Origin of the sequence: Aquitalea sp. FJL05, from assembly GCF_003852595.1 — a bacterium.
In the GTDB taxonomy this organism is placed as follows: domain Bacteria; phylum Pseudomonadota; class Gammaproteobacteria; order Burkholderiales; family Chromobacteriaceae; genus Aquitalea; species Aquitalea aquatilis.
The window spans coordinates 58,423-78,823 of record NZ_QAJS01000005.1; the positions used below are offsets into that span (position 1 = coordinate 58,423).

Consider the following 20,401-nt stretch of genomic DNA (forward strand, 5'->3'; position numbering starts at 1 on the left):
CCTGATTGTGAACCGATTTCAAGGAATGCTGACATGAGTCTGAAGTGCGGTATTGTTGGCCTGCCCAATGTTGGCAAGTCCACCCTGTTTAATGCGCTGACCAAGGCCGGCATCGAAGCCGCCAACTATCCCTTCTGCACCATCGAGCCGAACGTGGGCATCGTGGAAGTGCCGGATCCGCGTCTGGCTGAACTGGCCAAGATCATCAACCCGCAAAAAATCCAGCCGGCCATCGTCGAATTCGTCGACATCGCCGGCCTGGTAGCGGGCGCGTCCAAGGGCGAAGGCCTGGGCAACCAGTTCCTGGCCAACATCCGCGAAACCGACGCCATCGTCAACGTAGTGCGCTGTTTTGACGACGACAATATCGTGCACGTGGCCGGCAAGGTCGATCCGATTGCCGACATCGAAACCATCGGCACCGAACTGGCCCTGGCCGACCTGTCCTCGGTCGAAAAAGCCATGCAGCGCGAAGGCAAGAAAGCCAAGTCCGGCGACAAGGACGCGCGCGCGCTGATCGCCGTGCTGGAAAAACTGATGCCGCATCTGGACCAGGGCCTGCCGGTGCGCTCGCTCAAGCTGTCCGATGAAGAAGTCACCATCATCAAACCCTTGTGCCTGCTCACCATCAAGCCGGCTATGTATGTAGCCAACGTGTCTGAAGACGGCTTCAAGAACAATGCCTACCTGGACAAGCTGCAGGCACTGGGCGAGCGCGAAGGCGCGCCGGTGGTGGCACTGTGTGCCGCCATCGAAAGCGAAATTGCCGATCTGGAAGACGCTGACAAAGCTGAATTCCTGGCCGAAATGGGCCTGGAAGAGCCAGGTCTGGACCGCCTGATCCGTGCCGGCTACACGCTGCTGGGCCTGCAAACCTACTTTACCGCCGGGGTGAAGGAAGTACGCGCCTGGACCATCCACGTGGGCGACACCGCCCCGCAGGCCGCCGGTGTGATCCACACCGACTTCGAACGTGGCTTCATCCGCGCCCAGACCATTGCCTACAACGACTTCATCACCTTGGGTGGCGAAGCCAAGGCCAAGGAAGCTGGCAAGATGCGCTCGGAAGGCAAGGAGTACGTGGTGCAGGATGGTGACGTGATGAACTTCCTGTTCAACGTCTGACCAGCAAAAGCGGCCATCTGATTTTATTCAGTTCGACTAGCAGCCCGTGGACTTTGTGTCTACGGGCTGTTTTAAATTCATTACAGGTACTGGATATGTCGGCTCATGCTTAATGAATAATTTGGGTGAATTAATTTTGTGGTACAGAGAGTAGTCTGCGATGTTTGCTAGATAGATATTGCCGACGAATAATTTAGTGCTACTCACGTTGTTTGACGTATTATTTCTGCTGGAAAATGTAAAAGATTTCGGCATTATTGTGCATTATCGGCGTTGAATTATTTAATCATATTTGAGGGGTTTTCTTTGAAATCAAATCAAGATGAAGTAGAAATTGGGTTAGTTGATGTCATATTGTTTTGCCGAAAATATTGGAAAATCCTGGTAGCGCTCCCCTTGTTTGGTGCTTTGCTGGTAATACTTGTCATGTCGCGCTTGCCTGAGCGCTTTCAAGCCTCTGCAATCATGCTGATTACTCCGAGTGGGGTAGCTAATAATGGGCCAACGTCTACCGCATTAATTGCATCTACTCTGCAAGGAGATGAGGTGATGAAGCGTGTTGCAAAGCAGCTAGAGCCAGCAAAAGATATCGGTACGGTTAATGCTACCGTGGGTAAGGATGGCAGCCTCGAAATCAAGGCGGAATCTCCCGATGCGGCTAAGGCTGTGCGCTTGGCTAATACTGCCGTACGTGTTGGCAAGGAGTTGGTGCTGGAGCAGGGACTGACGCCATTCTCCCGGCAGTGGTCGCAAATGCGCGGGCAGTTGGCAATGGTTCAGGCTGAGCAGGAGCGTAATCAGGTGCAGCTAGCACAGTTGATCCCGGGAGGCTTGGCTACTCTGGATGAATCAACACGGCGACAGTTGCAAGCGATGGCTTGGCACGATGTACAGTTTGTCTATGCACAAGGCGATGGTGCCCAGGCCTCCACTGTCGAGTTGCCATCCCTGCCGAATGACAATGGTCAAACCACGTCGGCCAAGCATTTCAGTCCCGAGCAATGGAAGCTGCTACGCAATTATTACTTTGATACAGTTCTTATCGATGTGCTGCAAAAGCGCATCATGCTGATTCGTCCTCAGGTCGAGCACGACGTACAGATTGCTGCATTGGCCAAAGCGGCTTCGCCGGCCACCAGTGGCAAGAAGTCACAGTATTTGATCATGAGTGTGTTTGCCGGGCTGATTCTGGCGCTGCTGATTGGCTTGGTACGTGAGCTGTGGCCGACACTTCAGGCTGAGTTGCGGTGTCGTCTTGAGAAATGAGTGCAGCCAAGCGTGCATATTTGTGGCCTGCCATGAGGTACGTTAGCGTGCCAGGCAGCTAGGCTGCAGGTTTTGCCGCTGCCGCATGTGAAACGCCCCTGGATAGTCAATCCCAGGGGCGTTTTGCTTGGTGCGGAGTGAGGCTGGCTTAACCCTCGGCGCAGCGCATGATGGCGCGGTCGCTGGGCAGGCTCAGGCAGTGTCTGAGGTCGCGCTGCGGGCCGGGCAGGGCATGGTGGACTGGGGCCGGTTTGGCCGGTGCGGCCTGGCTGGTGGTTGCTGGTGCGGCGGCTTCGGCTGGTGCAGGGTTGATGTTGGCGCCTGCCGGAGCGGTGTGGACGGTTTGGCCGGGAGGCGGTGCCAGCGGCGGGGCCGGCGCAATGGTTGGAGCGGCTGCCGGGGCGGGTGTGGCTGCTGGGGCCTGTGTGATGGGCGTGGCGGGAGCGGCTTGGGCCGGCGCTCCGCTCATGCCGGCCATGGCTGCAGGCAGGCTCAGTGGCTGGCCATTGGCCTTGATGCCGCTGCTGTCGATCTGCAGGCTGCTGCTGATGAATTTGCCATCGTCCTTGATCAGCCCCTGTGCTTGCCATTGCGCAAGCATGGCATCGGCACTGGCCCGTGCCTGGGCGGTTTGTCCCGGGCCACCGCTACGGGGTAGCAGACCGTCGAGCAGGCTGCGTTCTACAGTCATGCCGGCTTGCAGGGTGCTACGACGCGGCCCTTGTGTTGCCAGCCACGCCTGGGTGATGTCGGCCGGTTTGACCCCCGAGCCATCGAAACTGATGGCGAAATTGGCCTTGAAGCTGCCCTGCGGCATGTGGAAGGACAGGCGGTCCAGCTTGAAATTGGGTGATTGGGCCAGGAAGCCGCCCATGTATTTGTAGACCAGTGCCATTGATGCCTGATGCATGGCGGCCGGGTTGGCGCGCAGGTCGGCGCGGTTGTTCAATGCCAGCGCTTCGGTTTGCCAGGCGGTCAGCGTCTGTTTGTGCAGATTGTTGTAGCTGAAATCGGCATCGATATTGTCCTGCTGGATGGGCGGTAGTCCAGGCGGTGTCAGCTTGAGGCTGGACAGGTGGGTGCGATAGCTGACATCGACATTGCCGGCCTTGTCCTGTACGGCAATATCCAGATGGGCGGGGCCAAGCTGGGCCAGTGGCATGCTGTCGCTCTGCAGGCTGGTGCTGTCGAATTGCTGTGTCAGTTGCGAGGCCCATGGCTCATCCGGTGTGCTGAATGCAGCCAGGCTGCCATTGAGCTTGAGATTGGCCATGCTCAGGGTGATGCCGCCAGCCGTCGAGGCGGCGGCACGGTAGTTGATGCTGGGCAGGGTCAGGTCGTAGCTGATGGGCTGGCCCTGTTGGGTGCGGGTGGTGCCGTTGATGCTGAAGGTCAGCGAGCCGGCCGGGCCGCCCAGGGTGATGTCCTGCCCGGAAAGGTGGCTGGTGCTGCTGCCATCGGTGGCGCGGATGGTGTAAAGCTGCAGCGGCAGTGGCTGGCCGGCCTGGCCCTGGGCATCCAGCGGGGTGATGGTGGTATCGGTGCGCGACCAGCGCACGAAGGGCAGGGGAAACTGGTTGATGTGGTAGTCGAGCTGGAACACTTGCTGCTGGCCGCCCAGCGGCAATTTCAGCTGGGCGCGGGCACTGGAACTGAACCAGCCGCGGTCAAACTGCTGCAGGCTGAGCAATGACCCGGCGCTGCTGTTGCCCAGCGCGGCAAAGTCGCTGCGCATCTTGTCTTCGGTACGCATGCCGACAATGCCCGGGGCAATGCCGCACCATCCTGCTACGGCCAGCGCCAGGATGGCGGCGGCTCCTTTGATCAGCTTCATGTTGTCTCCCTGCAGCAGTGGATGCTGGCGGCCTTGTCGGCTTATGCCGACAGCCTAACAGGGCCGCTGGCTGGCGGCCAGTCTGCTCGGGGCCGCTAACAAAAAACCTGCTGTTGCGTTGCGCCTGCTTGCCGTACTACTGCTACTGTCTGCGTCGGCGCGCCTCGCCCCAGGGATGCCACGCTATGTTGTTAGCTGCTTTTGGTATGCTGCGCTCCCAGTGGTTGCCCGCGCGGGGAAACCCGAGTGTTTTTCTTTGGTATCCAAGGCAGAATGGCGGCTGGCGTGTCGCCGATTTCCTGCGGAGCTGTTTATGTCTACCTTGTCCCTGCCACTCCCCCTGCTGGCGCTGATTGCCGCTGCAGGCTTGTATGCAGGTATTCAGAATGCACTGGCTGGTGGCGGTTCTTTCATTACCTTTCCCGCCTTGCTGCTGGCCGGGCTGAATCCGCTGGCGGCCAATATGAGCAGCACCATCGCGCTGTTTCCCAGCCAGATCACCTCGGCGCTGGCCGGGCGCAAGCTGGTGGGCGGAGTCGGGCCGGTGCCGTTTCGGCAGCTGTTTGTGGTTAGCCTGATTGGTGGCGTGCTGGGCGCGATGCTATTGCTGTCGACGCCGGTGAGCATCTTTACCCGGCTGGTGCCCTGGCTGGTATTGTTTGCCACCTTGGTGTTTGCCTGGGGCAGCTTTCGCCGCAAACCGGTGGCGGGGGCGGATGCCGCGCCACGTCATCTGCCTACGCCCTTGCTGTTGCTGATTCAGGGGGCGATTGCCGTGTATGGGGGGTATTTTGGTGGTGGCATTGGTTTTCTGATGCTGGCAGCGCTGACCATTGCCGGCCAGCAGGTGCGGATGGCCACGGCCACCAAGAATGCATTGGCCATGACCATGAATGCCTCGGCCGTGGCGATCTTTGCCTTTTCGCCGCTGATCAACTGGTCGGCGGTGCTGGCGCTGGGCGCAGGTGGTATTGCCGGTGGGGTGGTCGGCGGCTGGCTGATGCACCGCCTGCCGGAGCGTCAGTTGCGCGGTTTTGTGGTGGTGGTGGGCAGCTTGCTGACCGTGTGGCTGTTTGTGCGCTGAGGCTGGAGTATGCTGATGCAGAAGTTGCTGGCTTGCCGGCGCGAGTATTGATATATTCCGTCTTTGATTAAATTGTTTGTTTAAAATAACTCAGGGTTATTTTGATATGAAAAAGATTCTGCTGGCTACCCTTATCGCCGCCTGTGCTGGCCACGCCATGGCTGCTGACCTGCTCGACACCGTCAAACAGCGCGGTACGCTGAAAATCGCCGTGGAAGGGACTTATCCGCCCTTCACCTTCAAGGATGCCAATCAACAGCTCACCGGCTTTGACGTGGAAGTGGCTGCCGAAGTGGCCAAGCGCCTGAAGGTAAAGCCGGAGTTCACCACGGGCGAGTGGAGTGGCCTCTTGGCCGGCCTGCAAGCTGGCAAGTTTGACGTGGTGGTAAACCAGGTGGGCATTACCGACAAGCGCAAGGAAACCTTCGATTTTTCCCAGCCTTATACCTATTCCAGCGCCCAGCTGATCGTGCGCAAGAACGAGAGCCGCGTGTTCAAGTCGCTGGATGATCTGAAAGGCAAGAAGGTAGGCGTGGGCCAGGGCAGCAACTATGCCGACATGGTCAAGGCGGTGAATGGCATCGAGGTGAAGGTGTATCCGTCGGCTCCGGAAAACCTGCAGGACCTGGCTACCGGCCGTATCGACGCTGCACTCAACGACAGCCTGCTGATTCCTTTTGCCATCAAGCAAGCCAAGCTGCCCTTGAAGGCAGGCCATCCGGTGGGTGACATCACCACCATGGGCATTCCGTTTGCCAAGAACAACCCCAAGTTCAAGCAGGCGGTGGACAAGGCGCTGAATGACATGAAGGCCGACGGCAGCTTCAAGAAGATTTCGGCCAAGTGGTTTGGTATCGACGTGTCCAAGGCACCGACCGCTGCCAAGTAAGCTGGTCTGGCCCTTTGCGGGCATCGTGTTTTACCGTCAGTACCATTAGAATGTGCTGATTGCTGCGCCCCTGCCGGTCAGGGGCGCAGGTGTTTCTGAACGGGGATGAATGCATGGAATGGGCAGGACTGATCGAGGCCGCCTTGCCGGTGATGCTCAAGGGCGCGCTGTATACGCTGATGTTTGCGGTGGTGGCCATGGTGCTGGGTTTGCTGCTGGGCTTTGTCGTGGCCTTGCTGCGGGTGGGCAAGGTGCCGGTGCTGTCGCAGCTGGTGGCTTTTTACGTCAGCGCCATGCGCGGCACGCCGCTGCTGGTGCAGATTTTCGTGATTTATTATGGCTTGCCTGGCATCGGCATCGAACTGGAGCCGGTACCTGCCGGCGTGCTGGCGCTGACGCTGAATGTGGCGGCTTATTTGTCGGAAAGCCTGCGCGGCGGTATTGCCGGGGTGGAGCGTGGCCAGTGGGATGCCGGCCTGTCGCTGGGCCTGAGCTGGTGGCAGACCATGCGCTACATCGTGGCGCCGCAAGCGCTGCGCCTGTCGGTGCCCAGCCTGTCCAACTCCCTGATCAGCCTGATCAAGGACACCTCGCTGGTATCGGTGATTACCGTCACCGAGCTGATGCTGGCCACCAAGGAAGTGATTGCCCAGACTTTCCAGCCCTTGCCGCTCTACCTGGGCGCGGCTGCGTTGTACTGGATGATGAGTGCCAGCTTCGAGCGCCTGCAGAAGCGGGTGGAGCGCAAGCTGGAGCTGGCGCACCAGCGTTGAGCCACTGCCCGTAAGGGCCGAGCTAGGACAGGTATTCGGAAATTTCGATCAGATTGTGATCGGGGTCGCGAACATAGACCGAGTTGATCTTGCCCGTGGCACCGGTACGCTGCACCGGGCCTTCGACAATGGCAATCTGCCTAGCTTGCAGCTGCTGGATGACCTCGGTCAGCGGCAGCTCGGCAACAAAGCACAGATCAAGCGAGCCGGGCGTGGGCAGGTGAGCCTTGGGCTCGAACTCCTTGCCCCGCACGTGGATATTGATCTTTTGCCGGCCAAAGCGCAGTGCCAGCCGTTCTACTGGCGGCGTACCACCGATGAAGCGCTCCAGCGTCATGCCCAGCGCATCGCAATAAAAAGCGATGCACTCATCCAGGTGGGCGGTGGTCAGCACAATGTGGTCAATCGCGGCAATCATGAAAGCTCCTGCGTGTTGGGCGCCAGCCGGGGCCGGCGCGCTAGCAGGCGCGGCGCTCAGGCGTGGCGGTACATATTGTCGATCAGGGCGCGGCAGCGTTCGCTGATCACCTTGCGCCGCAGCTTGAGTGTGGGGGCCAGTTCACCGGCGTCCACGCACCAGGGCTTGTCCAGCAGGGAAAACTTCTTGATGTGCTCCCAACTGCCAAAGTGACGGTTGAAGCGTTTCACTTCGCGCTCGATCAGCTCGACGATGCGCGGATGCAGGCGCATCTCGCTATTGGTAGTGTAAGCGATGCCATGTTCCTGGCACCATTCCTGCAGCCGTTCATACAGTGGCACGATCAGCGCCGCAGCGAATTTCTGTCCGTCGCCCACCACCATGATCTGATCGATGAAGGCGGATTCCTTCAGCTTGTTTTCCAGCAATTGTGGGGCGATGTATTTGCCGTTGCTGGTCTTGAACATTTCCTTCTTGCGGTCGGTAATGCGCAGATAACCCTGCTCCAGCACGCCGATATCACCGGTATGCAGCCAGCCGTCTTGCAAGGTTTCGGCGGTGAGTGCCGGCTCCTTGTAATAGCCCACCATGACATTTGGCCCGCGCACCAGGATTTCACCATCGGTGGCCAGTTTCAGCTCCACGCCCTGGAGCGGGATGCCCACGCTGCCGATGCGCACATCTTTTGCAGCAAAGGGATTGGCGCTGATCACCGGCGCGGTTTCGCTCATGCCATAGCCTTCGGCCACCGCGATGCCGCTGGCCCACAGCAGGCGCGCCAGCCGTGGCTGCAGCGCCGCCGAGCCGACATTCACCCAGCGCAGCTCGCCACCCATGGCGGCACGCCACTTGCGGTAGACCAGCCGGTCGGCAATCGCGTGTTGCAGTGCAGCCAAGCCGCGTGGCGGCTGATCCGGCTGATAGGCTTCGGCACGGCTAATCGCCCACAGGTAGAGGCGGCGACGCCAGCCAGACAGTTCCTTGGCTTTGCCCACCAGTTTTTCATGCACTTTTTCCAGCACGCGCGGCACCGCGCTGAAAGTATGCGGGCGCACTTCGCTCAGGCTGGTGGACAGGCTGTCGACGCTGGCAAAATACACGCCGGTGCCGGTGAGCAGGTAGTACAACACGCCGGCGCGCTCGAAGATGTGCGACAGCGGCAGAAAACTCAGCGCCCGGCATTGACCAGGCGGCAGGCGGGTGTGCTCGGCGGTGGCAATGACGGTGCTGACCACATTGCGGTGCGACAGCATCACACCCTTGGCGCGGCCGGTGGTGCCCGAGGTGTAGATGATGGTGAACACCTCATCGGCCTGGATGCTGTTGCGCAGTGCAGCCAGCTGGCGCAGGTCGCCATGGCGGCCGGCCTCGCGCAGCTCGGTCCAGGTGGGTAGCCCGGCCAGCGGACTCAGTGCGTATAGCGGGCAGCTGCGTCCATCCAGCGCCTGCGACAGTTTTTTGTGCAGGGCAGCGCTGCCGACGAAGGCCAGCTTGACCTCGGCATGAGCCAGGATATAGCGTGCATCATCCAGCGTGCAGGTGGGGTAGAGCGGTACACTGATGGCCCCGATCTGTTGCAGGGCGAGATCGACGATGGTCCAGGCCGGGCAGTTGTCGGCGGCGATGGCGACCTTGTCGCCGCGTACCATGCCCAGTTGCAGCAGGCCCAGGCTGACGGCATTGACCGCCTCCATCACGTCGGCGCTGCTGAGCGACTGCCATTGCTTGCCGGTTTTGGCAGACAGGCAATCTGCGCGCGGCAGGGTTTCCAGTTGGTGAAAGAGAATGTCAAAAGCGCGTTCTAGCTTCATTCGTACAGCCGTTTGAATCTGAAACGGCGAAAAATAGCCCCAATCGATGGCGCTGTAAAGAAAATTGCGGCGGATTATTGGGAATAATCAAGAAAATGCCGGCAAGCTGCCGGGTTTTGCAGTGATCGTGCTTTTGCTCATGCCAGCGGTATGGTGTGCCCTCCGGGGCTATTCAACTCGCTGGCGGTGGGCTGCAGCAGCGAAAAATCAGGAATACATCATGAAATTTGCCACCAAGACCATCCACTCCGGCCATGACAGCAGCCAGCACAGCCGCGCGGTAATGCCGCCGATCTACCAGACCTCGGTGTTCGAGTTTGCCGAAATCGGCGAGCAACTGCCCTTTGCCTATGCCCGTACCGGCACCCCCACCCGCGCCGCGCTGGAAAGCTGCCTGGCCAGCCTGGAAAACGCCAAGCATGGTCTGGCCTTTGCCAGCGGCATGGCCGCCGTTGATGCCGTGCTGCGTGCCACGCTGAAGCCGGGTGATGAAGTCATTGCCGTGGCCGACCTGTACGGCGGTGCCTACCGTCTGCTGACCAAGGTGATGGAGCCGGCCGGCATCACCGTGACCTTTGCCGACCTGACTGACGCCGCCAATCTGGCCGGCATCATCAGCGAACGCACCAAGCTGCTGTGGCTGGAATCGCCCACCAACCCCTTGCTGAATCTGGTGGATATCAGCGCGCTGTCGGCCATTGCCCATCAGCATGGCACCAAGGTGGCAGTGGACAGCACCTTTGCCACCCCTTATCTGCAAAACCCGCTCGATCTGGGGGCCGACATCGTGGTGCATTCGGCCACCAAATATCTGGGCGGCCATTCTGATGTGCTGCTGGGGCTGGTGGCGGTTAATGACGAGCAGCTGTTTACCGACATCAAGTTCATCCAGAACTCGGCCGGCGGCGTGCCGGGGCCACAGGATTGCTTCCTCACCCTGCGCGGCATCAAGACCCTGCATCTGCGCATGGATCGCCACTGCGACAATGCCGAGCAAGTGGCGGCTTTCTTGCAGGGCCATCCCAAGGTGGAAAAGGTGTTCTTCCCCGGCTTTGCCGACCATCCCGGCCATGCGATTGCCAAGCAGCAGATGCGCCGTTTTGGCGGCATCATCACCATCTGGCTGAAGGAAGACAGCCGCGCCGAAGCCAGCCGTGTCGCCAGCAAGCTGCAGCTGTTTGCCCTGGCCGAATCGCTGGGCGGGGTGGAGTCACTGGTCAATCACAGCTACACCATGTCGCACGGCGGCATGCCACCAGAGCAGAAGGCCGCACTGGGTATCCGCGAGGGCGGGCTGCGCCTGTCCATCGGCGTGGAAGACATCGAAGACATTCTGGCGGATCTGGCCCAGGCCTTGGCCGATTAAGCGGCTGGCAGGATAAACCGCTTATGGCGGCAAGCCGTGTGCGGCTTGCCGCTGCCAGCCCTTTGCGCTAAATTACCCGAGTAAATTAATCAGGTATTTGCCATGAGCGCCCCTGCCGCAGAGAAATTCACCCGTCAGCCCATCCTTTCGATCAAGCACTGGCACGACAAGCTGCTTAGCTTCCGCCTGAGTCGCCCGGAATCCTGGCGCTTTGCGCCCGGCCAGTTTGCCCGGCTCGGCCTGCCGCTGGAAAACGGCGGCATGGTGTGGCGTGCTTATTCCATGTGCTCGGCCAACTGGGACGAGCATCTGGAATTCTTCTCCATCGTGGTGCCGGATGGACTGTTCACCTCACGCCTGGCCCGCTTGCAGCCCGGCGATGAAGTGCTGCTGGACAACAAGGCAAATGGCTTTTTCACGGTAGACCGCCTGCCGGACGGCGAAGACCTGTGGCTGCTGGCCACCGGCACCGGCCTGGCTCCCTATCTGTCCATTCTGCAGCAGCCGGAAGTGTGGCAGCGCTTTGCCCATATCGTGCTGGTGCATTGCGTGCGCGATGCCGGCGAGCTGGCCTATCGCGAAGAAATCGCCGCCTTGCGCCAGCATCCCTTGTGGGCGGAGTGGGGCGAGCGGCTGCAGTATCTGCCGGTGGTGACGCGTCAGGCTGAGCCCGGCATGTTGCAGCAGCGCATTCCGGCCTTGCTGGCTAGTGGCGAACTGGCGGAGGCCGCCGGCCTGCCACTGACGGTGGAACGCTCGCGTTTCATGATCTGTGGTAATCCAGCCATGGTGGAGGATACCCACCGCCAACTGATGAAAATGGGCTTTCGCCTGAGCCGGCTGAGCGCTCCGGGGCATCTGGTGCTGGAAAACGGCTGGTAAGCCTGTGGCTGGCTGATGGCCGGTCTTGACTTTGCTTAACATGTTAATAATATGGAGCAATGTCAGGCACGGGCCATTTCCGTGTCTGGCCAGGCCGAGTGGTGATGACACCGCCGGCTGTACGGCCCCGCGCAAGAGGGCCACCCGGAGGAGAAACCATGAACACCATTACCCGCCGCGCTGGCCGGCCTGCGTGGCCGCCTGCCATGTGCTGTCCTGCACCTTGTTCGCTGTCTGCCGGGAGCTGCCGATGACGGCCCGCGCGCTGACGGATGTCAGCATTTCCACCCGTGCAGTCAGCCGCAGCGAACGGGTGGATTTCTGGCGCGAACAAGTAGGGCAGCTGCTGATTGATGTGGAGTGCCAGCGTCAGCCAGAACAGGAGCTGGACGCCAGCCTGCGCTATCAGGACTTCGGCCTGTTCCGCATGGCCACCATTCAGGCCAATGCCCATGCCGTGGCCCGCAGCGGCCACAGCATCCGCCATGATGGCCGCGACAGCATCTTTGCCTGCCTGATGCTGCAGGGGCGTGGTTTCAGCCATCAGGGGGTGGACTGCGCGCTGCATGTGCCGGGTGATGTGGTGTTGTATGACACCGCCCAGCCCTATGGCCATGGCTTTCCCGACCAGATGGAAATGGCGGTGCTGGATATCCCGCGCCAGCTGTTCGAGCAGCAGGTGGGCAGCTGGCAGGGGAAGGGGCTGGTCAAGATAGATCACAGTGTCGGTATTGCCGGCTGGGGGCCGCAGGCGGTACGCCAGTTGCTGGCTGAAGGAGTACAGGCACAGGCGGCTGCACGCGAGCATCAGGCCAGCCAGCTACTGGAATGGCTGCATTCCTTGTGGGCCGTGCAGTGCGGCCAGGCGCTGGCCGGCAAATCCACCCTGTGCAGCCTGTGGCGCGCCAAGGCCTATATCGAGCAGCACCTGACCGAAGACGAGCTGGACGGTGAGCGCATCAGCCGCGCGCTGGGGCTGTCTGCCCGCCAGCTGGCACGCATTTTCGAGCAGGAAGGCCTGTCGGTCAGCCGCTATCTGTGGGGGCGGCGACTGGAGCGTTGCCGCATCGATCTGCAAGACCCGGCGCTGCGCCACTTGTCAGTGAGCGAGCTGGCCTTCCGCTGGGGCTTCAATCACATCGCCCATTTCTGCCGCAGCTACAAACAGCGTTTTGGCGAAACGCCCAGCCATACCCGCCTGCAAGGCCGCGCCCAGTCCGGCCCGCGCTAGACCCGACCATACCCGCAGCCTGATGGCCGCCTGCCCGCGCCATGTCTGCTGCGGATAACGGCGGCGTCCGGCTCAGGCAAGGATGGCGTTCGGGCAGTGGCTACAGTGTCCTCACGGTCGCAACAGGCCGTCGTGTTCATCACAATAAAGAGGAGACTTAGTCATGCCATTCGCCATTTTGCTGGCGCGTATCCGCCAGCCAGTCACCAGGGGAGGGCACCAGCATGCGACTCTCCTATGAAAACAAGCTGCTGGGCATTCTGGCGCTCAGTTTCGGTTTCGTGTTTTTCGACCGGCTGGCGCTATCCTTCCTGTTCCCCTTCATCGCCGCCGAACTGCATCTGGACAATGCCCAGCTGGGCATGCTGGCCTCGGCCCTGGCGCTGACCTGGTCCTTGTCCGGCGTGGGACTGGGGGCCTTGTCCGACCGCTTGCAGGCACGCAAACCCATGCTGCTGCTGGCGGTGCTGGCGTTTTCGCTGTTTTCGGCGGCCTCCGGGCTGGTTGGCGGCTTTGTCAGCCTGCTGTTGTTCCGGGCGCTGATGGGCGTGGCTGAAGGGCCGGTGCTGCCGATTGCCCAGTCCATGTTGGCCGAGGCCTCTACCCCGGCGCGCCGTGGCTTCAATATGGGCATCGTCAATGGCTCGGCCCCCGGCTTGCTCGGTGCGGTGATCGGACCGCCGCTATTGATTGCGTTGGCCACGGCTTATGGCTGGCGCACGGCGTTTTACCTGTCCTGCATCCCCGGTCTGCTGATTGCCTGGCTGATCTGGCGTCATGTCAGCGAGCGGGCTCCGCATGCCTCGTCCGCCGCGCTGACCGTGCGCCACAGCTTGCCAGTACAGGGCATGGCGCAGCTATTGGGCCATCGCAATATCCTGCTGTGCGTGCTGATTGCCTGCAGCTATATCACCTGGTTCATCATCCTGATCTCCTTTACGCCCACCTTCCTGGTGCAGGTAAAGGGGCTGACCCCTGCCAGCATGGGCGCGGTGATGAGCAGCCTGGGCGTGGCCTGGGTGGTGTGGGGCGCGCTGGTGCCGGCCATTTCCGACCGTATCGGCCGCAAGCCAGCCATGGTGCTGTTTTCGCTGATCGCCGCCTGCTGCCCGCTGGTGTTGTTACAGGTAAACGACTTCACCACCCTGCTGCTGCTGGTGTTTCTCACCTATACCGGGCTGGGCTGTTTCACCCTGTTCATGGCCACCATTCCGGCCGAAACCGTGTCACCCACCGTCATTGCCACGGCGCTGGGCATGATCATGGGCGTGGGGGAACTGGTGGGCGGTTTTGTCGCCCCGACTGCAGCCGGCATGGCCGCCGACCGCTACGGCCTGCCCGTGGTGATGTGGATTGCCATGGTGGCCGCGCTGCTACCGGCCTTGCTGTCGCTGGGCCTGCGTGAAACCGCGCCGCGTCGTGTGCTGTCCGCTGCCGCCTTGTGCAGCAGCGATGCCGCTACCCGCTAAACCCTGCTGTACCTTCCCATTTCGCCGGGCAGGGCAGGCCCCTGCTGCGGCCATCGAGGTCAATCATCATGCGAATCAAACAATCCATGCCGCTGCTGGCAGTTACCCTGCTGGCTGGCGTACTGCTGTCCTCTCCGGCGCAGGCCACCCAGTCTGGTGCCGATACCATCGGCGTCGGGGCCGAAGGCTTTCTGGCCGGAGCCTTGCCGCCGGCCGGCTGGTATGGCGTGTTCTACTACAACCACTATCACGCCAGCCAGTTCAATAATGGGGCGGGAGAGTCTTCAGTACCGGGTTTCGGCCTGACTGCCGATGTGCTGGTGCCCCGGCTGCTGTATATGTCGGATAGCCAGCTATGGGGTGGGCGACTGGGTGGCTTTGTACTCACCGCCCTGCCCACGCTCAGTCTGGATGCCGGTGGGCAACATGCCAGCCGCAGCGGGCTGGGGGACAGTGTGGTTGGGCCGCTGCTGGCGTGGGGGGATGAGGGGCCATTGCATAGCGTGCTGGCACTGGATATCTCGCTGCCCACCGGCAGCTACGACCAGCACAGCATGCTCAATCTGGGCAATAACTATTATTCGCTGCGCCCGGTGCTGGCCTTGTCCTGGCTGCCGGCCAGTGGCTGGGAGGCTTCGGCCAAGATCACCTACACCTTCAACAGCAAAAACCGCGCCACTGACTATCAGTCAGGCCAGCTGTTTCACTTTGACTATGCACTCAGCTATGCCGTCAGCCCGGACTGGCGGCTGGGGCTGAATGGCTATTTCGTCAAGCAGACTACCGACGACACCCAGCATGGCCAGGTGGTGAATGGCGATGGTTTCCGTGGCCAAGCTTTTGCCATCGGCCCGGCCGCGCGGGTGCAATTGGGCAAGGCGGGGCTGGAAGTGAGGCTGCTCAAGGAGTTTGCCGTGCGCAACCGGCCAGAGGGCAGTTCGCTGTGGGCCAAGCTGGTGCTGCCCTTCTGATTGCTTCGGGTTAAAAAGCACAAGCCCGTTGCCTTGCGGCAGCGGGCTCAGGCTTGCAGGATGAAGTCGGCGCAGCGCTCGGCAATCATGATGACCGGCGCATTGGTATTGCCGGAAATGATGCTGGGCATGATGGACGCGTCGCAGATGCGCAGGCCCTCCACGCCATTGACCTGTAGCCGCGGGTTGACCACGGCAGCGGCATCGCCGCCCATGCGGCAAGTACCCACCGGGTGGTAGACGGTCTTGGCATGGCTGCGGATGTGCTCGATCAGCAGTGCATCACTGGTCTGTGCGGCGGGCGAGGGCAGCAGCTCCTCGCTGATGACCTGCTGCAGCGAGGGTGCCCGCAGGATGCGTCGCGCCAGCTTGACCCCGCGCAGCAGGCCGGCCACATCGTCTTCGTGGCTGAGTGCCCCGCTGACAAAGCGCAGCGGGGCACGGGCATCGGCGCTGCTCAGGCTGACTGCGCCGCGTGATTTGGGCCGCAGCAGGCAGGGGTTGATCGAGATGCCGTGGCCGGGCAGCGGTTCGCGTTCCACATCGCCCACCAGCACCGGCAATACGTGAAACTGGATGTCTGGCCGGCTGCCGCCGTCGGTGCAGGCAAAACCGCCGCTTTCCACCACATTGGAGGTGAGCAGCCCGCTGCGCAGCAGCTGCCACTGCAAGCCATTGCGCAAGGCCTTGAAACCGCGTTCCTGCCCCAGCAGGCTGATCGGTTCGCGGCAGCGGCCATACACCGATACCTCCAGGTGATCCTGATAATTCTGGCCGACTTCCGGCGCGTCATGTAGCACGGCTATGCCTTGTTCACGCAGCTGCGCGGCCGGGCCAATGCCGGACAGCAGCAGAATCTTGGGGGTGGACAGCGCTCCGGCGCACAGGATGACTTCGGCCTGGGCGTGGGCCTCGTGGCGTTGGCCATCGGCAGTACGCCATTGCACGCCGCTGGCGCGCTTGTCTTGCCATAGCAGTTTTTCCACATAGCAGCCGGTACGCACTTGCAGATTGTCGCGCTGCCGCACGGCGGCCAGATAGGTCGCCGCCGTGCTGCCACGCTGGCCATTGAAGGTGGTGGTATGGAAAAAGCCGCTGCCTTGCTGGTGCGGCCCGTTGAAATCATCGTTATAAGGCAGGCCGCACTCCTGTGCCGCCTTGACAAAGGCCAGGCTCAGCGGGTGGCGGTAGCGGGTATCGCTGACGTGCAGCGGCCCGTCAGTGCCATGATAGGGGCCGGACAGACGCATATGGTTTTCGGCTTTCTTGAACGCTGGGAGTACCTGCTCCCACCCCCAGCCGCTGCAGCCTTGGGCGACCCAGTCGTCGTAGTCAGCGGCGCTGCCACGGATATACACCATGGCATTGATCGAGCTGCCGCCGCCCAGGGTGCGGCCTTGTGGCACATGCATGCGGCGGCCGGCGGCGCTGGCCTGCGGCTCGCTGTGGTAGATCACGCTGCGCTCGCTGCCGATGACCTTGATGAAGGTGGCCGGCATGTGGATGAAGGGGCTGTTGTCGGGCGGGCCATCCTCCAGCAGTAGAACCCGCTTGCCGGCTTCGACCAGCCGGCAGGTGATGGTGCAGCCCGCCGAGCCGCCGCCCACCACGATATAGTCATATTGTTGCATTGCCTTCTCCTTGTTCTCCTGCGCCCGTACCGGGCGGGACTTCAGCTTACGGGCTGGGGAAAAGGCAAGTTGACTGCCATGGCCGTGGGCTTTGACTGGGCTTGCCAGCGCTCGGCAGAATGCAGAGGCTCAGGGAGAAATCATTAGCTGTATTAAGAGTTGGCCACTATCTTTAAATATCTTTAAACAGAGTGTCGGCATTGCCGACCGGTACGCCAGCGTGAAGGTGAGAGCACGCTGACGGCCAATGACAAAACAGGCGGGAAACCAGCGGATGTCCTTACAAGAACAAGACTCCATGGCCGGCAGGCTACAGGCGGCGCTGCATGATTCGCCGGTGCTGTTGGCGCTGTTTGATCGCCATGACCGATTGTGTTACGCCAATGCGGCGTTTTGTCAGGCTTATGATGTGGCACCGGACGAAACGCTTAGCTGGTCGGAGCTGATGCGGCGCAATTATCAGCGCTGCATCGGTGCACTGATCTATACCCATGATTTCGAAGCCTGGCTGGTGTCGGCGCGCTCGCGCCGTGGCAAGCAGCCGTATCGCGCCTTCGAGGCCGACCTGACCGATGGCCGCTGGATCTGGATGACCGAGGCGATGCAGCCGGATGGCAGCATGATGTGCGTGGCCACCGACATGAGCGAACTGAAAGTGTCAGAGCGCGAGTTGCGCCAGGCGCGTGATTTGGCACAGCGGGCGGCGCAGACCGATTCGCTGACCAGCATTTGCAACCGCTCCTTCATCATGCAGCAGTTTGCCCAGTTGCTGAGCAGGGCCGAGGCGACTGGCTCGCAGCTGGCGGTGGCGATTGTCGATCTCGACCATTTCAAGCAGATCAACGACCGGCTGGGCCATCCGGCAGGGGACCGCGTCATCATCGACTTTGTGCAGCGCATCCAGCCGATGCTGCGGCCGCACGACGGCTTTGGCCGGCTGGGCGGCGAGGAGTTTCTGTTGCTGTTGCCTGGCTACCGCCAGTCCGAGGCCGAGCTGTCCTTGCGCGCCATGCTGGCTGCGGTGGAGGTGTCGCGGCCGCTGGCCGAGCAACCGGGCTTTGCTTATACCTGCTCGGCCGGACTCACCATGTGGCGGCCCGGTGATGACCTGGCCCAGATCTATTCGCGTGCCGATGTTGCGCTGTATCAGGCTAAGGCGACCGGGCGCAACAGCTTGTGCCACCACTAGACCCACGCCCCCCATTCCAGCGTTGCGCTGCCTTGCCGTACTCCTTGTACTTCCAGTGCGAGGCTTGGCCAGCAACTGGCCGTAGCACGCAAAAAAAGCCGCAGGACAGAGCCTGCGGCTGTTGGCATGGAGCGCTGCGTGCGGCTTACTTGACGCAGTCCACGCAGTAGACCTTGCGGCCTTCCACTTCGGTGGCCACCAGACCGTGCACGTCGGTTTCGAAGCCCGGCAGTTCGCGGTTGAAGGCCTGGGCAAAGCGCAGATAGTCAACAATGGTCTTGTTGAAGCGCTCGCCCGGAATCAGCAGCGGGATGCCCGGCGGATATGGCGTCAGCAGCACGGCGGTGACGCGGCCTTCCAGCTGGTCTACCGGCACGCGTTCGATCTCGCGGTGGGCCATCTTGGCAAAGGCATCGGCCGGGCGCATGGCCGGTTCCATCTCGGACAGATAGATCTCGGTGGTCAGGCGGGCGATGTCGTGCTTGGTGTACAGCGCGTGAATGCGCTGGCACAGGTCCTGCAGACCCACGCGTTCGTACTGCGGGTAGCGGGCGACAAAGTCCGGCATGGCGCGCCACAGCGGCTGGTTCTTGTCGAAATCGTCCTTGAACTGCTGCAGCAGCGAAATCAGCGTGTTCCAGCGGCCCTTGGTGATGCCGATGGTGAACATGATGAAGAAGCTGTACAGGCCGGTCTTTTCCACCACCACGCCGTGTTCGGTCAGGTACTTGGTGACGATGGCGGCCGGAATGCCCATCTCTTCGAAGCTGCCGTCCACATCCAGGCCCGGCGTCAATACGGTGGCCTTGATCGGGTCCAGTAGGTTGAAGCCTTCTTCGATGCCGGCAAAACCGTGCCAGTGCGCGCCCGGTTTCAGTTCCCAGTCCACCGGGTCGCAGATGCCGTCGTCGGACAGCTCGTCCGGGCCCCATACGCTGAACCACCAGTCGTTGCCGTATTCCTCGTCCACCTTGCGCATGGCGCGGCGGAAATCCAGTGCTTCTACCAGCGACTCTTCCACCAGTGCCTGGCCGCCCGGCTGTTCCATCATGGCGGCCGCCACGTCGCAGCTGGCAATAATGGAATATTGCGGGCTGGTGGAGGTGTGCATCAGATAAGCCTCGTTGAACCAGGCGGTATCCAGCTGACGGTTTTGCGGGTCCTGCACCAGAATCTGCGAGGCCTGGCTGATGCCGGCCAGCAACTTGTGGGTGGACTGGGTGGAGAAGATCAGACTGTCCTTGCAACGCGGACGGCCTTCGCCAATGGCGTGGAAATCGCCATAGAAGTCGTGGAAGCTGGCGTGCGGCAGCCAGGCTTCGTCAAAGTGCAGCGTGTCCACTTCGCCATCCAGAATGCCCTTGATCTCTTCCACGTTGTACAGAATGCCATCGTAGGTGGATTGGGTGATGGTGAGGATGCGCGGCTTGAGCTTGGGATTCTTTTCCAGCGCTTCGCGGGCGAAGGGGTTGGCCAGAATCTTTTTCTTGATGTTGTCCAGCTGGAATTCCGACTTCGGAATCGGGCCGATGATGCCGTAGTGGTTGCGCGTGGGCATCAGGAAGACCGGAATGGCACCGGTCATCATGATGGCGTGCAGGTTGGACTTGTGGCAGTTGCGGTCCACCAGCACGATGTCGCCGGCGGCCACGCAGCTGTGCCAGACGATCTTGTTGGAAGTCGAGGTGCCGTTGGTGACAAAGAACAGATGGTCGGCATTGAAGATGCGTGCCGCATTGCGTTCGGAGGCGGCAATCGGGCCGGTGTGGTCCAGCAGCTGGCCCAGCTCGTCCACGGCATTGCACACATCGGCGCGCAGCATGTTTTCGCCAAAGAACTGGTGGAACATCTGGCCCACCGGGCTCTTCAGGAAGGCGACGCCGCCGGAGTGGCCGGGGCAGTGCCAGGAGTAGGAGCCATCGTGGGCGTAGTCCACCAGCGCGCGGAAAAACGGCGGGGCCAGGCTGTCCAGATAGCTCTTGGATTCGCGGATGATGTGGCGGGCCACGAATTCCGGCGTGTCCTCGTGCATGTGGATGAAGCCATGCAGTTCACGCAGGATGTCGTTGGGAATGTGGCGCGCCGTGCGGGTTTCGCCGTACAGGTACACCGGAATGTCCGGGTTGCGCCGGCGGATTTCCGCCACGAAGCTGTACAGCTGTCCCAGGGCGTTTTCCGAGGCGTCGTCGGTCTGGAATTCTTCGTCGTCGATGGACAGGATGAAACCGGCTGCCCGGCTTTGCTGTTGGGCGAAAGAGGTGAGGTCACCATAGCTGGTGTAACCGATCACGCTCATGCCTTCGGCCTCCATGGCTGCTGCCAGTTCGCGGATGCCGGAGCCGCTGGTGTTTTCCGAGCGGAAGTCCTCGTCGATGATGACGATGGGAAAGTGAAAACGCATACCTGAGTCCTTGTCGGTCAAAACTCGGACACCACAGCCGGGGATGGCCGTTCAGGAAGGC

Annotated in this window: 16 protein-coding genes; 11 read left to right on the forward strand and 5 right to left on the reverse strand. The window is 61.4% G+C overall.

Annotation, left to right across the window (positions count from 1 at the left end):
• The first annotated feature begins 33 nt into the window (after positions 1-33).
• Entirely contained in the window at positions 34-1,125 is a 1,092-nt protein-coding gene (gene ychF / locus DBR44_RS03755; RefSeq protein WP_124642213.1) for a redox-regulated ATPase YchF, read from the forward strand.
• Positions 1,126-1,398: 273 nt separating this feature from the next.
• Positions 1,399-2,391, forward strand: a complete 993-nt coding sequence (locus DBR44_RS03760) for a hypothetical protein (RefSeq protein ID WP_124642215.1) — start codon at positions 1,399-1,401, stop codon at positions 2,389-2,391.
• A gap of 148 nt (positions 2,392-2,539) precedes the next feature.
• On the opposite strand, the gene DBR44_RS03765 is transcribed toward DBR44_RS03760, so the two are convergent.
• Positions 2,540-4,225, reverse strand: a complete 1,686-nt coding sequence (locus DBR44_RS03765; RefSeq protein ID WP_124642217.1) for a DUF945 family protein — start codon at positions 4,223-4,225, stop codon at positions 2,540-2,542.
• A gap of 313 nt (positions 4,226-4,538) precedes the next feature.
• Between DBR44_RS03765 and DBR44_RS03770 the strand changes: the two genes are divergently transcribed.
• The 3 genes from DBR44_RS03770 (at position 4,539) to DBR44_RS03780 (ending at position 6,971) form a co-directional block, all read left to right on the forward strand.
• Complete coding sequence (locus DBR44_RS03770; RefSeq protein ID WP_124642219.1) at positions 4,539-5,309, forward strand: sulfite exporter TauE/SafE family protein; 771 nt, start codon at positions 4,539-4,541, stop codon at positions 5,307-5,309.
• A gap of 106 nt (positions 5,310-5,415) precedes the next feature.
• Entirely contained in the window at positions 5,416-6,198 is a 783-nt protein-coding gene (locus DBR44_RS03775; protein ID WP_124642221.1) for a transporter substrate-binding domain-containing protein, read from the forward strand.
• A gap of 113 nt (positions 6,199-6,311) precedes the next feature.
• Positions 6,312-6,971: an amino acid ABC transporter permease gene (locus tag DBR44_RS03780; RefSeq protein WP_124642223.1), complete on the forward strand. Its 660-nt coding sequence runs from the start codon at positions 6,312-6,314 to the stop codon at positions 6,969-6,971.
• Between the two features lie 22 nt (positions 6,972-6,993).
• Here the strand turns inward: DBR44_RS03780 and DBR44_RS03785 are convergent, their stop codons facing one another.
• Both DBR44_RS03785 and DBR44_RS03790 read right to left on the reverse strand, forming a co-directional pair.
• Complete coding sequence (locus DBR44_RS03785; RefSeq protein WP_124642225.1) at positions 6,994-7,389, reverse strand: VOC family protein; 396 nt, start codon at positions 7,387-7,389, stop codon at positions 6,994-6,996.
• 56 nt (positions 7,390-7,445) lie between these two features.
• The gene (locus tag DBR44_RS03790) at positions 7,446-9,200 is read right to left on the reverse strand and encodes a long-chain fatty acid--CoA ligase (protein WP_124642226.1); all 1,755 of its coding nucleotides are present in this window, start codon (positions 9,198-9,200) and stop codon (positions 7,446-7,448) included.
• Positions 9,201-9,420: 220 nt separating this feature from the next.
• On the opposite strand from DBR44_RS03790, the gene DBR44_RS03795 reads away from it, so the two are divergent.
• From DBR44_RS03795 to DBR44_RS03815, 5 genes are all read left to right on the forward strand, one after another.
• Positions 9,421-10,566: a PLP-dependent aspartate aminotransferase family protein gene (locus DBR44_RS03795; protein ID WP_124642228.1), complete on the forward strand. Its 1,146-nt coding sequence runs from the start codon at positions 9,421-9,423 to the stop codon at positions 10,564-10,566.
• A gap of 102 nt (positions 10,567-10,668) precedes the next feature.
• On the forward strand, positions 10,669-11,448 hold the full coding sequence (locus tag DBR44_RS03800) for a ferredoxin--NADP reductase (RefSeq protein WP_124642230.1): 780 nt from the start codon (positions 10,669-10,671) through the stop codon (positions 11,446-11,448).
• Between the two features lie 250 nt (positions 11,449-11,698).
• A complete protein-coding gene (locus DBR44_RS03805) occupies positions 11,699-12,679 on the forward strand; it encodes a helix-turn-helix domain-containing protein (RefSeq protein WP_124642232.1) in 981 nt (326 codons plus the stop codon).
• 224 nt (positions 12,680-12,903) lie between these two features.
• Positions 12,904-14,148, forward strand: a complete 1,245-nt coding sequence (locus DBR44_RS03810; protein ID WP_124642234.1) for an MFS transporter — start codon at positions 12,904-12,906, stop codon at positions 14,146-14,148.
• A 68-nt stretch (positions 14,149-14,216) separates the two neighbouring features.
• Positions 14,217-15,119 (forward strand): transporter, encoded by a 903-nt coding sequence (locus tag DBR44_RS03815; protein WP_124642236.1) that lies wholly within the window; start codon positions 14,217-14,219, stop codon positions 15,117-15,119.
• 47 nt (positions 15,120-15,166) lie between these two features.
• Here the strand turns inward: DBR44_RS03815 and DBR44_RS03820 are convergent, their stop codons facing one another.
• Entirely contained in the window at positions 15,167-16,750 is a 1,584-nt protein-coding gene (locus DBR44_RS03820; protein WP_124642238.1) for a GMC family oxidoreductase, read from the reverse strand.
• A 274-nt stretch (positions 16,751-17,024) separates the two neighbouring features.
• Here DBR44_RS03820 and DBR44_RS03825 point away from each other — a divergent pair, with 274 nt between their 5' ends.
• Entirely contained in the window at positions 17,025-17,939 is a 915-nt protein-coding gene (locus DBR44_RS03825) for a sensor domain-containing diguanylate cyclase (protein ID WP_199730963.1), read from the forward strand.
• Positions 17,940-18,084: 145 nt separating this feature from the next.
• Here DBR44_RS03825 and DBR44_RS03830 read toward each other — a convergent pair whose 3' ends face one another.
• Positions 18,085-20,340, reverse strand: coding sequence for an arginine/lysine/ornithine decarboxylase (locus DBR44_RS03830; RefSeq protein WP_124642240.1), 2,256 nt, complete (start codon positions 20,338-20,340; stop codon positions 18,085-18,087).
• Between the last annotated feature and the right edge of the window lie 61 nt (positions 20,341-20,401).